Raw genomic sequence first — 14,159 nt, 5'->3', positions numbered from 1 at the left:
CAACTCTTTGTTTGACGCAATCCCGGACGGAAAACCGTTTCACACTTTTCCTGTAATTGCTCTAGCAGGCTTCTCTGATTGGGGTTGTTGAGGTCAAGCTCCTGTTGCGTTTTTTTCGGACCGTGTCGCCCCGCGGGTCACTCGCTTCTCTTCGCGGTCGGCGCAGGGCCGCCGCATGATGGGGTCAGGAGAGCGAGGCGTCTCAATCTGTTGAACGACCTTGGGAAAGTTCGCCCCAGGATCGTGCCTGCTAACGAGATCGCCTTGCCCATCGTCCCCACGGGAACGATCCAGGATCACCCTTGTGGGCGAAACTCTTTCTTCATTTGTCCGTTGTCCATTTCATGCCGATACGAGACCGGGTTCCTTGCCGAAGCGGAACTCGGACGCGTCGCTCCACATGCGATGTAGGATGACGGCGAGCTTGCGGGCAACCGCGACACGGGCTCGCGCCATACCGCGCCGCTTGGCGACGTTCATGCCCCACGCGCGCAGGCTCGACCATTTCTTGCTGCGCACGAGCAGTGTATGAGCTGCTTCGTAAAGCGCTGTGCGGGCCAGTTCGTCCCCGCAGCGGCTGACTTTGCCCTGGATATCGGTCTCACCGGACTGGTAGCGCGCCGGGGTCAGTCCCAGATGCGCGCCGACATCCCGCGAGCGGCGAAAGCGGTCCGGCCGGTCGATCGTGGCGCGGAAGGCGAGCGCGGTGATCGGCCCGACACCTGGAACGCTCATCAGCCGCCGACAGACCTGTTCCTTGCGAACGAGCCCGAGAACCTGCTTCGTCAGGCGGACGAACTCTCCCAGCATTGTGGCCAGGATCGTTAGCAGCGGCTCGACCAGCGGCATTACAACCGGATCTGTGCCGGCCAACTCGCGCACACGACCGGCGAAGGCGGTTCGCGACGGCCTGCCCAGCTTGATGCCGGCCTCCCGCAGGATCGCCCGGATCACGTTCTCGATGGTTCGCATTTCATTCAGCACCGTGCGGCGGGCGACGAGGAGGGATCTCCAGAGCCGGCACTGCCGGTTCTTCACATGCACCTGCCGATACCAGCCGGTGCGCATGATCTGCGCCAGCGCCCGGGCGTCATTCCGATCCGTCTTGTTAGGCATCGTCTTCATCGCCGCATTGGCCCGCCGCGTCTCGATGCAGATAGCCGGCAGGCCGCCGGCGCACAGCCCGTCGTGAAGCCAGGCCGTCAGCGAACACGCTTCCAGCCCGATCCGCTCCAGCGGCAGATCGACTTTCCGCAGGACGTCGCACAACGCCTCCGGCTCGCTCGCCGCGCGCGTTTCCTTCACGATCCGCCCGGCCGCGTCGACCACGCAAATCGCGGTATCTTCCAAAGACACGTCAAGTCCGGCAAAATACTTCATGGCTGTTCCTTCCCGATGTTTGTGGCGATTCACATCGACCACGTTCTCACATCCCGACAGGAGCAGCCGCCCTCAGTTAGGCTCGACCGAGACCCCAATCACCCCATCTGTTGAAAAACTGTTTTGTTCACGGAACGTATCGGAATCACACCCGGCANCCGATGTTTGTGGCGATTCACATCGACCACGTTCTCACATCCCGACAGGAGCAGCCGCCCTCAGTTAGGCTCGACCGAGACCCCAATCACCCCATCTGTTGAAAAACTGCTTTGTTCACGGAACGTATCGGAATCAAACCCGGCACGGATCAGAGTCAAAACGGGTATCTCTGAGTTCTTCAACAACCTGCTAGACGCCGATCACGACAGCTTGGCGACGATGGTGCGCAGCGCCGCGCCGAAACGATGGACTTCCTCGATCGTGTTGTAGTGGACCAGCGAGGCGCGGATGGCGCCGCTGTCCATCGAGAGGTTGAGACGCTTCATCAGCCGCGGCGCGTACATGTGGCCGTCGCGGATGCCGATCTGCATCTCGGCCATTTCCTCGACGATACGCTGCGGCGACAGTGTGCCGATGTTGAAGCAGAAGGTCGGCACGCGCTCATTGATGCGCGCCTCGTCGGCAACGCCATAGATGGTCGCGCCGCAGTCCTTGAGCACGGCGAGCATCTCGCGCGCCAGCACCAGCTCATAATCGCGGATAGCACCCATGCCGGCAACGATATTGTCGCGCCGCGAGCGGTTGTTGGAGGGCGCCAGATTGCGGCCGATCAATTCGAGATACTGCACGGCGGCATCCATGCCGGAGACGTTCTCGTAGATGAAGGTGCCGGCCTCGACCTTGTAGGGCGGCTCGTCGGGGATGAAATCCTCGCGGAAGGTCGGCAGCCGCTTCAGCGTTTCGAAGCGGCCCCACAGGAAGCCCATATGCGGCGAGAAATTCTTGTAGCCGGAGCAGACGAGATAGTCGCAGTCCCAGGCCTGCACGTCGATCAGCCCGTGCGGTCCGTAATGCACGCAATCGAGGAACACTTCGGCGCCGGCCGCGTGCGCGATACCAGCCACGGAAGCGACATCGACGATCGAGCCGATCGAATGCGCGGTGACCGTGCAGGCAACGAGACGGGTGCGGTCGGAAACCAGCGGGCGCAGATCGTCGACATGCAGATTGCCGTCCTCGCGCATGCGCCACCATTTGAACTTGGCGCCGGCGGACTCCAGCGCCAGCCATGTCGCGATGTTGGCGTCGTGGTCCATGTCGGTGATGACGATCTCGTCGCGTTCCCCGAGCATCTGTCCGATGCCGAGGCTGACCAGGCGAATGAACGAGGTGGCGTTCATGCCGAAGCATATTTCGGCCGGGCTATAGGCGTTGATGAGCAGCGCTACGCTTGTCCGAGCGTCGGCGACCGACTGGTCGACGGTGACGCTGCGCCCATAGCGGCCGCCACGCTGCACATTGTGCGAAACCAGATGGTTGGTCACCGCGTCGAGCACGCTCTGCGGGATCTGCGCGCCGGCCGCATTGTCCAAAAAGATGAAGTCGCCAGCCCGCTGCAAGGCTGGAAACATGGAGCGGATGGTGTCGACGGGGAAGGCGGTGGCGTCCGCATTGTCGGTCTGATGCTTGTTCACGGGTAGTCTCCTGCGAAGTGCTTGGCGGGGGGATCAGTTGGCGAGGTCAGCGCTTCTTTTCGGTCTTGAAGCGGTCTTCAAGCAGGCTGACGAGGCGGACCATCGGCCAGAGGAAGATGAGATAGACAAGGGCCGCGCCGATCAGCGGCGAGGGGTTGGCGTAGAGCGACTGCGCGTTGGTCGCTTCCTTCAAGAGTTCCGGCAGCGCCACGGTGGAGGCGAGCGAGGTGTCCTTGAACATCGAGACGCAGTTGCTGGTCATCGGCGGGATGACGACGCGGATCGCCTGCGGCAGCACCACCTTGCGCAAGGTCAAGAGGAACGGCAGGCCAAGCGCCTGCGACGCCTCGAACTGGCCGCGCGGAATGCTCTCGATGCCGGAGCGGAAGACCTCGGCCGAGTAGGCCGACATGATGAAGGCGAAGGCAGTCACGGCGGAGGCCCAGGACGACAGGCGGATGCCGAGGAAGGGCAGCGCGTAGTAGATCAGGATCAGCACGACCAGCACCGGCAGGGCGCGGAAGATGTCGGTGTAGCCGACCGCAAGCCACCGCAGCGGCTTCGGCGCATAGAGCCGCACCAGGCTGATCACCAGGCCGATGGGGATGCCGATGCCGATGCTCAAAATGCCGAGCAGCAGCGTGTTCAGGAAGCCGCGCAGCAGCGCCGGCAGGCTGGACATGATGACATCGGGGTTGAAGAAGGTATCCAGCAGCGACATGGGAGCGTTCCCGAACCCGAGAGCAAGGATGCTCAGGTTAAAACCAATCGACCTCGCCAGTGGCGAGATGGTCTGCGCGGAAGCCGGCGCTGGCGCATGAAATGAATCGTGCCGGCCTGGAAAGCCGGCACGATGTCAGCGCAGCTTTCAGCTCAGGCCTTCGGCAGCGGCATTTCCTTCATGGTCGAAGAGTCGGCGGGTGCGTCGCTGCCGAACCACTTCTTGTGGATGGCGGCCAGCGTGCCGTCCTTCTTCATCGCGCTCAGCGCGTCGTTCAGCTTGCCGAGCAGCGGATGATCCTTGGTCATCATCAGGCCGTACTGTTCGCCGGTCTTGATGCGCTCCTTGACCACCAGATCCTTCATCTTGGTGAAGGAATATTCCATGCCCGGAATGTCGCTGACGGCGGCATCGACGCGGCCGGCGCTGAGGTCGAGCAGCAGGTTCTGCTGCGTGTCATAACCCTTCACGTCGCTGAAGCCGTCGGCTTCCTGATGCGCCTTGACCCAAGTCTCGCCGGTCGAGCCCGACAGCACACCGACGATCTTGCCCTTGAGGTCGGCTTCGGCCTTGATTGGGCTTTCGGTCTTGGTGGCGATGCCCATGTCGGAATCATAGTAGGGCTGGGTGAACGACTGCGACTTCAGCCGCTCCGGCGTGATGGTGATCGACGAGATGGCGACGTCGATGCGCTTTGACGTGGTGGCGGCGAACAGCGCCTGGAAGCCGAGATCGGCGATGTCGGTGGTCATGCCGATGCGCTTTGCCGCTTCGTTGACGATGTCGACTTCGAAACCCTCGAAGGTGCCGCTCTCGTTCTTGAATTCGAAGGGCGGATTGGTCGGATAGGCGCCGACATTCAGCACATCGGCGGCATAGGCCGTGGCGGGGCCGGCCGCGATGCCGATGGCGGCGGCGAGAAGAAGCAATTTGCGACGAGTGAAGCTCATTTGTGTTCCCTCTGTTGTTGATCGGGCGGGTTGCTCCCGCACGGTTTCTTGCCGTCCCGCTTCGGGCAGGGCGTCAATTCATGGCAGCGACCATGCGGTCGAGCGCGGTCGCTATCTGGTCACGTTCACGACAGACGCACATCCGCAGGAAGGCCGTTGCCGAACTCCCGAAGAGATGGCCGGGCGCCAGCCCGACGCGCGCCGTCTCCAGGATTTTGGCGCAGGCAAGACGTGCGTCGCTTTCGCCGTCCATGGCGAAGAAGGCATACATGCCGCCACGCGGTTTCGTCGGCAGAATGACGCCCGGAATCTGCGCCAGCCTGTCATAGGCAAGATCGAGGCCGGTCCTGATCCTTTGCCTGATCTCCTCGACCAGCGGTTCGCCCTGGCGGATGGCCGCGACAGCGCCGGCCTGAATCGGAGCTGCCGTGCCGCTGTTGACATATTGCGTCATGGCGCCGAGCTGGTCGGCCACCCCTGATGGATGTGTCAGCCAGCCGATCCGCCAGCCGGTCATCGCCCAGGCCTTGGAGAAGCTGTTGACCGACAGCACCCGGTCGCCGTCCTCGGCGATCTGCAGGATGGAGGGAGCAACGTCGCCGTCGAAGTAGAGCCGGCCATAGACCTCGTCGGAGATGATCCAGATGCCGGTGCGCCGGCTGAAATCGAGCAGTGCCTGCATCTCCTCGCGCGATGCGGTCCAGCCGGTCGGGTTGGACGGCGTCGACAGGAAGATCGCCCGCGTGCGTGCATCGCAGGTCGCAAACAGCCGGTCGAGGTCGAGATGCCAGTCGCCCTTGAAGTCGAGCGAGAACGGCCGCGGCTCACCGCCGATCAGGTGGATGGCGTTGTGGATGTTGGGCCATTGCGGCGCGACATAGACGACGTTGCTGCCGGTATCGACCAGCAGTTCCAGCGCCAGATACAGTGCCTGCATGCCGCCAGGCGTGACGGTGGTGCGCGCGATCGGGATCGGCCGGCCGTGCACGCGCGTCTGGTACTCCGACAGCGCCTCGTTCAACGGTCCATGGCCGCGCATGTTGGGAACGTAGAAGGTCAGGCCTTCATCGAAGGCTGCCTTGGCGGCGTCGCGGATGAAAGCCGGCGTCACCATGTCGCCTTCGCCGTACCAGAGCGCGATCACATCGCCCAGTTCGCGCGCGCGCACGGCAAGGTTGGCGATGTTTTCTGTGTGCAGATCGCGAATCTGGGCGCGCACGCCGTCGAAAGCATAGCGCGCGCTGGACGATGACTGGGGCAGTACGAACGACAAGGACTGAAACCCCTCCCACCCGGAGCATAACGATGGACTGGCCGGGAAGCCCGTCCGGTACGGCCGTCGCCACCGATCCTGGAATGCTTATCCAAAGCGCGGCACTTTTCAAGGTGAAAGTTTTAAGCTTAAAAAGTTTGACCGGCCTGTTGCCGTACCGATACGCCTTTTTGCGCTAGCCGCGCCCGTCTCATGCCAGTTCGTCGCGTGCGGCGGCACAGTTGGCCGCGGCGCCGGCGCCGAGAAACATCGTGTCACTGGCCAGGATGAAGAAGCTGGCGCCGATGGCCGTCCATTGGCCGACCGGCTGCGGGCTGGTGCAAAATATGCCGGCGGCCTTGCCGTGTGCGATCGTCACGCCGACGATCGTGCGGATCGCCGCATTGAGCCTGTCGGCGCCTTTCGGCCCGAGCGCATCGATAGAAATCGAAAGATCGCCGGGGCCGACGAAGATCACATCGATGCCGTCGATGGCCGCGATCGCCCCGATGTTGGCCAGCCCTTCTGATGTCTCGACCTGGATCGCGACGACGATCCTGTCATTGGCGCCGGCAAGATATTCGGGAATGCGATAGCCGTAGCCGGCGGCCCGGCCGGGACCGACGCCGCGCTCGCCTTTTGGCGGATAGCGCGAGGCTTTGACGGCCATCGCGGCCTGGGCGGCGGTCGATATGCGCGGCACCAGCACACCTTGCGCGCCACTGTCCAAGGCCGCCTGGATGGCTTCAGGGGCATGGCCCGGAACGCGCACCATGGCCGGCACGCGATGCACGTCGGCCGCACGCACCATGGTCTCGATCATGTCGCGCGAGATCTGCGCATGTTCCCAGTCGATGCAGAGGAAATCGAGGCCGGACTGCGCCATCACTTCGACCGCGACGGGATGGGGAATGGCGACAAAGGAACCGACGAGGCTCGTCTTGCCGATGCATTTCTGACGGAACTCGCTCATGCCGATCCCCTTTTTCGCCGTGCTGGAATCCATATCCGCAAACCATCGCAAGGCGAAGCTATTTCATGCTTGAAATATTTTTGCGGGGCCGTAGCGTGCGATCTTCGCCGGGAGGTCGCCACATGAACAAACCACACCCCTTGCACGGCCCGAACAGACTGAAGCTCGGCGTCTTTTCGACCAATGCCGACGGCGGGCTTGCCATCACCGACGTGCCGGAACGCTGGACGGCGAGTTGGCAGGACAATCTGACCGCGGCGCAGATCGCCGATCGTGCCGGGCTGGAGTTCTTGTTGCCGATCGCGCGCTGGCGCGGCTTTGGCGGCCGCAACAAGGTGCGCGAATGGTCGTTCGAGACCTTCACCTGGGCGGCGGCACTTGCCATGGCCACCGAGCAGATCGGCCTGTTCATGACCGTGCATGTGCCGCTGGTCCATCCGCTCTACGCCGCCAAGGCGCTGGCGACGGTCGACCATATCAGCCAGGGCCGCGCGGGCTTGAACATCGTTTGCGGCTGGAACCCGAAGGAATTCGGCATGTTCGGCACGCCCCTGGTCGAAAAGGGCTACGACCAGGCGGCGGAATGGATCGAAATTCTCGAAAAGCTCTATACCTCGGCCGAGCCGCTCGACTATGAGGGCACTTATTACCGTCTCAAGGAAGCCGTCAGCCGGCCGGCCAGCCTGCAGGTTCCACGTCCGGTGACCATGAACGCCGCTTTCGGCGGGCCGGGACGAGATTTTGCCGCCGCAAGATGCGATTATCTGTTCACGACCTTTTCCGAAATGTCTGACGCCGGCAAGCACGTCGCCGACATCGGCGAGCGGGCCGACAAGGCGGGCCGCGACGTCGGAGCCTACACCGTGGCGCATGTCGTCTGCCGCCCGACGATGGAGGAGGCGCAGACCTACTATACCCGTTACGCCGTTGATATGGCCGACCATGACGCGGTCGATGCCCATATGGCGGGCAAGAAGGAATTCTCGCAATCGCACGACCCGCATGCCTATGACCGCTATCGGCAACGTTTCGCCGGCGGCGCCGGCACCTACCCGCTGATCGGAACGCCGGAAACGATCGCCGCCGACATGGCCGCCATTGCCGGGCACGGCTATCAGGGCATCGCGCTATCCTTCGTCAATTACACGCAGGAACTGCCCTATTTCTGCGATCACGTGCTGCCGATTTTGAGACAGGCGGGACTGCGCGAATAATTCATTCCTGGGAGAATCAATAGTTTATTCCGGGATGACGGCGGTAGCCTGGATCTCCACCTTGGCGCGGTCCTCGACCAGCGCCACCACCTGCATGGCGGCCATCGCCGGAAAATGCCGGCCGATCACCTCGCGATAGGCCTCGCCGATGCCCCTGAGGTTGGCGAGGTATTCGGCCTTGTCGGTGAAATACCAGGTCATCGAGGTGATGTGCTGCGGCCCCGCACCAGCTTCCGCGAGCACCGCGACGACGTTCTCGAGTGTCTGCCGCACCTGGCCAACAAAATCGTCGGTCTCGAACTGGCATTGCCCGTTCCAGCCGACCTGTCCGCCTACGAAGACGAGCTGCCCGCGTGCCGCGACGCCATTGGCGTAGCCGACAGGTTTTGCCCAGCCTTCCGGCTGCAGAATCGTGTGCATTCAAAACCTCCCGGTATTCAAAAAACCAATTTCCAAAATCGAATGCGCGTCAAATTTCTGCCATCACGCAGCGCCCATCACCTGCCGCGCAATCACCACTTTCTGCACGTCGGAAGCGCCCTCGTAGATGCGCAGCGCGCGGATCTCGCGATACAGGCTTTCGACGATATGGCCTTTGCGGACACCGTCGCCGCCATGCAGCTGCACAGCCTTGTCGATCACCTCTTGCGCCTTGTCGGTGGCAAAAAGCTTGGCCATTGCCGCCTCGCGGGTGACGCGGGGCGCGCCCATGTCCTTGGTCCACGCGGCGCGGTAGACCAGCAGGGCGGCCGCGTCGACATCGAGCGCCATGTCGGCGATATGGCCCTGCACCATTTGCAGTTCGCCCATCGGCGCGCCGAACAGTTTGCGCTCGGCCACGCGTTTGATGCTTTCATCCAGCGCACGGCGGGCAAAGCCAAGTGCCGCCGCCCCGACCGTCGAGCGGAACACGTCGAGCACCGACATGGCGATGCGGAAGCCGTCGCCGGGCTTGCCGATCAGTGCCGCGGCCGGCAGGCGGACCGCATCGAACGACAGCCGCGCCAGCGGATGCGGCGCGATCACTTCCAGGCGTTCGGCAATGCCAAGGCCCTTGGCGTCGCCAGGCACAAGGAAGGCGGAGAGCCCCCTGGCGCCCGGCGCCTCGCCGGTGCGGGCAAAGACGACATAGAGGTCCGCGATGCCGCCATTGGAGATCCAGGTTTTCTCACCGGACAGAATGTAGCTGTCGCCGTCGCGGGTCGCCGTCATTTCCGTGTTGGCGACATCCGATCCCGAGCGCGGTTCCGACAGGGCAAAGGCGGAAATCGCCTTGCCGGCACGTGTCTTCGCAAGCCATTGCTGCTGTTGCGGCGTGCCGAACAGGCTGAGCGCGCCGGTGCCCAGCCCTTGCATGGCGAAGGCGAAATCGGCCAACCCGTCATGGCGGGCAAGCGTCTCGCGCGTGATGCACAAAGTTCGGACGTCGAGTGGCGCCGGATTGTCGGTGTCGAGCGCCGTCGGCTTCAGCCAGCCGTCCCGGCCGAGCTTCGCTACCAGCTCGCGGCAGGCGGCATCGACGTCATGGTGATCGACAGGGAGGTTTTTCGCGCACCATGCGTCCAGGCGTTCGGCCCACTCGCGATGGCGGTCTTCGAAGAACGGCCAGTTGAGGAAACTCTTGTCAGCCATCAATTCCCCTCGAACACCGGCTTTTCCTTGGCCACGAACGCTTTGTAGGCGCGCTCGAAGTCGCGGGTCTGCATGCAGATAGCTTGCGCCTGCGCTTCCGCTTCGATCGCCTGGTCGAGACCCATCGACCATTCCTGGTTGAGCTGTGTCTTGGTGATGCCATGGGCGAAGGTTGGGCCGGAGACGATACGCGCCGCCATGTCGAGTGCGTCGGCCTCCAGCGATGCGGCATCGACCAGCCGGTTGTAGAACCCCCAGCGCTCGCCTTCCGCCGCCGTCATGGTGCGGCCGGTGTAGAGAAGTTCGGCGGCGCGGCCCTGGCCGATGATGCGCGGCAGGATCGCGCAGGCGCCCATGTCGCAGCCGGCGAGGCCGACGCGGGTGAACAGGAATGCGGTCCTCGCTTCCGGCGTGGCGATGCGGATGTCGGAGCTCATCGCAATGATGGCGCCGGCACCGACCGCGACGCCGTCGACCGCCGCAATGATCGGCTTGCCGCAATTCAGCATCGCCTTGACGAAATCGCCGGTCATGCGGGTGAAGGCGAGAAGCTCTTTCATGTCCATCTTGACCAGCGGCCCGATGATGTCGTGGACATCGCCGCCGGAGCAGAAATTGCCGCCATTGGAGAGGAACACCACGGCGTCGACGTCGTCGGCGTAGACAAGGTCGCGGAATGTGTCGCGCAGCTCGGCATAGCTATCGAAGGTCAGCGGGTTCTTTCGCTCCGGCCGGTCGAGCCGGACCTTTGCGATCCTGCCTTCGACCTCCCAGAGGAAATGCTTCGGCTTGCGCCCGGCCATCCCGGTCATTCGCGTCCCTCCCAGTTGCTGCGGAACGAGGTCAGCATGCCGGTCAGCCGGCGCGCGTCGTCCTCGCTGACCTTGCCCAGCAATTCACCGATCCAGCCTTCATGCGCCGAGGCGATGGTGGCGAAGGCCTGCGTGCCTTCCTCGGTCAGCCGCACCATCGATGTGCGGCGGTCGCCATTGCGCCTCGCACGTGCCACCAGCCCTTCCGAGACGAGCCGGTCGACAATGCCCGTGACATTGCCGTTGGACACCAGCAGGAAGCGCGACAGGTCGCTCATCAGCATGCCCTCCGGCACCCGATAAAGGGCTGCCATCACATCGAAGCGCGGCAGCGTCGTATTGAAGTCCTTCTTCAGGCGCTCGCGCAGCTCGGCCTCGATCGTGCGCGAGGCACGCAGCAGCCTGATCCACAGACGCAAGCGGTCCTTGCCGGGTCCCGACGGCGCGGGCAGCGGGCCGGCTACCATGTTTCGCCTCCTGAGATGGAAATCGCCTGTCCGGTGATTGATTGGGCGGCGTCGCCACAGAGCCACAGCACGGCGGCGGCGACCTCCTGCGGCTGGATGAAGCGGCCCTGCGGATTGGTCGAGGCCAGGCTCGACCGCGCCTGCTCGACCGAGCGGCCGGTCTTCTCGATGATGCGCTGGATGGACTCTTCCAGCATTTCGGTCTCGACGAAGCCCGGGCACACGGCGTTGACGGTGACGCCCGATTTCGCGGTTTCGGCCGCCAGCGCCCGCATCAGGCCGACGACGCCATGCTTGGCTGCGACGTAAGGCGCGACATAGGCGTAGCCTTTCAGCCCTGCCGTGGACGCGACGAACACGATCCGCCCCATCTTGCGCGCGGCCATCCCGGCCAGCGCCGGCTTCACCGTCAGGAAGGCGCCGGTCAAATTGACGTCGAGCGTCCGCTGCCAGTCGGCAAGCGTGGTCTTGTGCCCCGGCGTGCTGCCGGCCATGCCGGCATTGGCAACGACGATGTCGAATGGCCCGCGCGCGGCTTGTGCCCTCTCGTAAAGCGACGCCATCGCCGCCTCATCGGTGACGTCGGCGGCGATGCCGAAGATGCGGTCGTTTTCACCGGCCACCTTGGCGAGTTCCGCTTCCCGGCGGCCGCAGATGGTGACGTCGATGCCGGCACCGGCCAGCGCCAGCGAGATTGCCCGGCCAACGCCGGAACCGCCACCGGTGACGAGCGCGTGCTTGCCGGGGATCATCGTGGCGGCCGTCATACTTTCAGCCCCGCCGCCGCATCCCGCTCTGCCAGCCGGTAGAGCTGGTCGCGTCCCGGCAGATAGGGATCAGGCCATTTGACACCGCGGTCGCCGAGCGTGACCGCCGCATGCAGCGTCCAGTAGGGGTCGGCGAGATGCGGCCGGGCCAGCGCCACAAGATCGGCGCGGCCGGCCATCAGGATCGAGTTGACATGGTCCGGCTCGTAGATGTTGCCGACCGCCATCGTCGCCATGCCGACCTCGTTGCGGATGCGATCGGAAAACGGCGTCTGGAACATGCGGCCGTAGACCGGCTTCGCCAATGCCGAGGTCTGGCCGGCCGAGACGTCGCAGATGTCGACCCCGGCTTCGTGCAGCAGCCGCGCGATCTCGACCGCATCGGCCGGCGTCACGCCTTCGATGCCGACCCAGTCATTGGCCGAAATGCGCATCGAGATCGGCTTCTCCGCTGGCCAGGCGGCGCGCACCGCGCGGAAGATTTCCAGGGGATAGCGCATGCGGTTTTCCAGCGAACCGCCATACGCATCCGTGCGCCGGTTGGTGACCGGTGTGATGAAGGACGACAGGAGATAGCCATGTGCGGCGTGGATCTCGAGCATGTCGAAGCCGCAGCGATCGGCCATCTCGGCCGAGGCGACGAATTCGTCGCGCACTTTGTCCATGTCGGCGCGGTCCATCGCCTTCGGCACCTGATTCTGCGGCGACCACGCGGCAGCCGATGCCGCCATCACAGGCCAGTTGCCCGAGGCCAGCGGCACGTCGGTGCCTTCCCAGCCGAGCCGGGTCGAACCCTTGGCGCCGGAATGGCCGATCTGGGCGCAGATCTTGGCCTCGGTCTCGATGTGGACGAAATCGACCAGCCGCCTCCACGCCACTTCATGTTCGGGCGCATAGAAGCCGGGACAGCCGGGCGTGATGCGCCCTTCCGGGCTGACGCAGGTCATCTCGATATAGATGAGCCCGGCGCCGCCCTTGGCCCGCTCGGCATAATGGGTGAAATGCCAGTCGGTCGGACAGCCGTCGACGGCCTTGTACTGCGCCATCGGCGAAACGACGACGCGGTTCTGCAGCCTCATGTCGCGCAGCTTGAACGGCGCGAACATCGGCGCGCGGCGCAGGCTGTTGCCGCCAGCGCCTGCCTGGCGCTGGAACCATTCTTCGGCGCCGCCCAGCCATTCCGCATCGCGCAGCCGCAAATTCTCGTGGCTGATGCGCTGCGAGCGGGTCAAAAGCGAATAGTTGAACTGCACCGGATCGAGGCCAAGGTAGCGCTCGACCTCCTCGAACCATTCCAGCGAATTGCGCGCCGCCGATTGCAGCTTGAGCACCTCGGTGCGGCGTGCATCCTCGTATTTGCGGAACGCGGCGTCGAGGTCCGGCTCGGCTTCGACATACTCGGCCAGAGCCACGGCACTTTCCAGTGCGAGTTTGGTGCCAGAGCCGATCGAGAAATGGGCGGACGCCGCCGCATCGCCCATCAGGGCGAGATTCTTGTAGGACCAGCGCTCGCACAGTACGCGCGGGAAGTTGATCCATGCCGAGCCGCGGATGTGGTTGGCATTGGTCATCAGCGCGTGGCCGCCGAGATGTTTTTCGAAGATCCGCTCACAAACGGCGATCGATTCCTGCTGCGACATCGCACCGAAGCCGAAGGCAGCCCAGGTCTGTTCGCTGCACTCGACGATGAACGTCGCGGTGTCGCTGTCGAACTGGTAGGCGTGCGCCCACACCCAGCCATGCTCGGTCTTCTCGAAGATGAAGGTGAAGGCGTCGTCGAACTTCTGGTTGGTGCCGAGCCAGACGAACTTGCATTTGCGGGTGTCGATGTCGGGCTTGAAGATATCGACGAAAGTGTTGCGCGCCCTGGAGTTCAGGCCGTCGGCCGCGACGACCAGATCATGCGTTTCCATGTACGGTTTGGGATCGGCGATATCAGTCTCGAACATCAGCTTGACGCCGAGTTCTCGGGCGCGGCGCTGCAGCAAGACCAGCAGCCGCTTGCGGCCTATGCCGCAGAAACCGTGTCCGGTCGAAACGGTGCGCACGCCATCATGGATGACGGCGATGTCGTCCCAGTAGGCGAAATGCTTCTTGATCCAGACTGCGCTCACCGGATCGTTTTTCGACAGATTGTCGAGCGTCTCGGCCGACAGCACGACGCCCCAGCCGAACGTGTCGTCGGCGCGGTTGCGCTCGAACACCGTCACGTCGTGCGCGGCATCCCTGAGCTTCATCGAAATGGCAAAGTAGAGGCCGGCTGGTCCACCGCCGAGAACCGCAACCTTCATCTGTGCGATCTCCTCTTCGCTTGCTGTCTCGTGATTATCGCGCCGGCGGCAAGATATTTCAAGCTT

General features: G+C 63.8%; 13 protein-coding genes. 1 reads left to right on the top strand and 12 read right to left on the bottom strand.

Features of this window, described 5'->3' with window-relative positions; all coding sequences use genetic code 11:
- Positions 1-342 precede the first annotated feature (342 nt).
- The 6 genes from ASD99_RS07745 to ASD99_RS07720 form a co-directional block, all read right to left on the bottom strand.
- On the bottom strand, positions 343-1,380 hold the full coding sequence (locus tag ASD99_RS07745; protein ID WP_057143177.1) for an IS110 family transposase: 1,038 nt from the start codon (positions 1,378-1,380) through the stop codon (positions 343-345).
- 359 nt (positions 1,381-1,739) lie between these two features.
- Positions 1,740-3,014 (bottom strand): cysteine desulfurase-like protein, encoded by a 1,275-nt coding sequence (locus ASD99_RS07740; RefSeq protein ID WP_057143176.1) that lies wholly within the window; start codon positions 3,012-3,014, stop codon positions 1,740-1,742.
- Positions 3,015-3,060: 46 nt separating this feature from the next.
- Positions 3,061-3,735: an amino acid ABC transporter permease gene (locus ASD99_RS07735; RefSeq protein WP_057143175.1), complete on the bottom strand. Its 675-nt coding sequence runs from the start codon at positions 3,733-3,735 to the stop codon at positions 3,061-3,063.
- A gap of 152 nt (positions 3,736-3,887) precedes the next feature.
- Positions 3,888-4,685: an ABC transporter substrate-binding protein gene (locus ASD99_RS07730; protein ID WP_056584689.1), complete on the bottom strand. Its 798-nt coding sequence runs from the start codon at positions 4,683-4,685 to the stop codon at positions 3,888-3,890.
- Between the two features lie 73 nt (positions 4,686-4,758).
- Positions 4,759-5,958, bottom strand: a complete 1,200-nt coding sequence (locus ASD99_RS07725; protein WP_057143174.1) for a pyridoxal phosphate-dependent aminotransferase — start codon at positions 5,956-5,958, stop codon at positions 4,759-4,761.
- A 190-nt stretch (positions 5,959-6,148) separates the two neighbouring features.
- Positions 6,149-6,910: an HpcH/HpaI aldolase family protein gene (locus tag ASD99_RS07720; RefSeq protein ID WP_057143186.1), complete on the bottom strand. Its 762-nt coding sequence runs from the start codon at positions 6,908-6,910 to the stop codon at positions 6,149-6,151.
- A gap of 122 nt (positions 6,911-7,032) precedes the next feature.
- Between ASD99_RS07720 and ASD99_RS07715 the strand changes: the two genes are divergently transcribed.
- On the top strand, positions 7,033-8,124 hold the full coding sequence (locus tag ASD99_RS07715; protein ID WP_057143173.1) for an LLM class flavin-dependent oxidoreductase: 1,092 nt from the start codon (positions 7,033-7,035) through the stop codon (positions 8,122-8,124).
- Between the two features lie 24 nt (positions 8,125-8,148).
- On the opposite strand, the gene ASD99_RS07710 is transcribed toward ASD99_RS07715, so the two are convergent.
- From ASD99_RS07710 to ASD99_RS07685, 6 genes are all read right to left on the bottom strand, one after another.
- Complete coding sequence (locus ASD99_RS07710; RefSeq protein WP_056584697.1) at positions 8,149-8,544, bottom strand: RidA family protein; 396 nt, start codon at positions 8,542-8,544, stop codon at positions 8,149-8,151.
- 63 nt (positions 8,545-8,607) lie between these two features.
- Complete coding sequence (locus ASD99_RS07705) at positions 8,608-9,756, bottom strand: acyl-CoA dehydrogenase family protein (protein WP_057143172.1); 1,149 nt, start codon at positions 9,754-9,756, stop codon at positions 8,608-8,610.
- Positions 9,756-10,568 carry an enoyl-CoA hydratase family protein gene (locus ASD99_RS07700; RefSeq protein WP_056584703.1) on the bottom strand — a complete coding sequence of 271 codons (813 nt, stop codon included), beginning with the start codon at positions 10,566-10,568 and terminating at the stop codon, positions 9,756-9,758. The genes ASD99_RS07705 and ASD99_RS07700 overlap by 1 nt, the downstream gene beginning before the upstream one ends.
- Positions 10,565-11,035, bottom strand: coding sequence for a MarR family winged helix-turn-helix transcriptional regulator (locus tag ASD99_RS07695; RefSeq protein ID WP_057143171.1), 471 nt, complete (start codon positions 11,033-11,035; stop codon positions 10,565-10,567). The genes ASD99_RS07700 and ASD99_RS07695 overlap by 4 nt, the downstream gene beginning before the upstream one ends.
- The gene (locus tag ASD99_RS07690; protein ID WP_057143170.1) at positions 11,029-11,802 is read right to left on the bottom strand and encodes an SDR family NAD(P)-dependent oxidoreductase; all 774 of its coding nucleotides are present in this window, start codon (positions 11,800-11,802) and stop codon (positions 11,029-11,031) included. Before ASD99_RS07690 ends, ASD99_RS07695 begins: the two co-directional genes overlap by 7 nt.
- Entirely contained in the window at positions 11,799-14,093 is a 2,295-nt protein-coding gene (locus tag ASD99_RS07685; protein ID WP_057143169.1) for a bifunctional salicylyl-CoA 5-hydroxylase/oxidoreductase, read from the bottom strand. Before ASD99_RS07685 ends, ASD99_RS07690 begins: the two co-directional genes overlap by 4 nt.
- Positions 14,094-14,159 lie beyond the last annotated feature (66 nt).

This window comes from Mesorhizobium sp. Root695, from assembly GCF_001428185.1.
Lineage (GTDB): Bacteria > Pseudomonadota > Alphaproteobacteria > Rhizobiales > Rhizobiaceae > Mesorhizobium.
This window is presented reverse-complemented; position numbering and strand designations above follow the sequence as displayed.

What these genes read in the sequence shown, in the direction of transcription:
- ASD99_RS07745 (WP_057143177.1), bottom strand. Translation starts at nt 1,380, where the DNA reads ATGAAGTATTTTGCCGGACTTGACGTGTCTTTGGAAGATACCGCGATT.
- ASD99_RS07735 (WP_057143175.1), bottom strand. Translation starts at nt 3,735, where the DNA reads ATGTCGCTGCTGGATACCTTCTTCAACCCCGATGTCATCATGTCCAGC.
- ASD99_RS07730 (WP_056584689.1), bottom strand. Translation starts at nt 4,685, where the DNA reads ATGAGCTTCACTCGTCGCAAATTGCTTCTTCTCGCCGCCGCCATCGGC.
- ASD99_RS07720 (WP_057143186.1), bottom strand. Translation starts at nt 6,910, where the DNA reads ATGAGCGAGTTCCGTCAGAAATGCATCGGCAAGACGAGCCTCGTCGGT.
- ASD99_RS07715 (WP_057143173.1), top strand. Translation starts at nt 7,033, where the DNA reads ATGAACAAACCACACCCCTTGCACGGCCCGAACAGACTGAAGCTCGGC.
- ASD99_RS07710 (WP_056584697.1), bottom strand. Translation starts at nt 8,544, where the DNA reads ATGCACACGATTCTGCAGCCGGAAGGCTGGGCAAAACCTGTCGGCTAC.
- ASD99_RS07705 (WP_057143172.1), bottom strand. Translation starts at nt 9,756, where the DNA reads ATGGCTGACAAGAGTTTCCTCAACTGGCCGTTCTTCGAAGACCGCCAT.
- ASD99_RS07700 (WP_056584703.1), bottom strand. Translation starts at nt 10,568, where the DNA reads ATGACCGGGATGGCCGGGCGCAAGCCGAAGCATTTCCTCTGGGAGGTC.
- ASD99_RS07695 (WP_057143171.1), bottom strand. Translation starts at nt 11,035, where the DNA reads ATGGTAGCCGGCCCGCTGCCCGCGCCGTCGGGACCCGGCAAGGACCGC.
- ASD99_RS07690 (WP_057143170.1), bottom strand. Translation starts at nt 11,802, where the DNA reads ATGACGGCCGCCACGATGATCCCCGGCAAGCACGCGCTCGTCACCGGT.
- ASD99_RS07685 (WP_057143169.1), bottom strand. Translation starts at nt 14,093, where the DNA reads ATGAAGGTTGCGGTTCTCGGCGGTGGACCAGCCGGCCTCTACTTTGCC.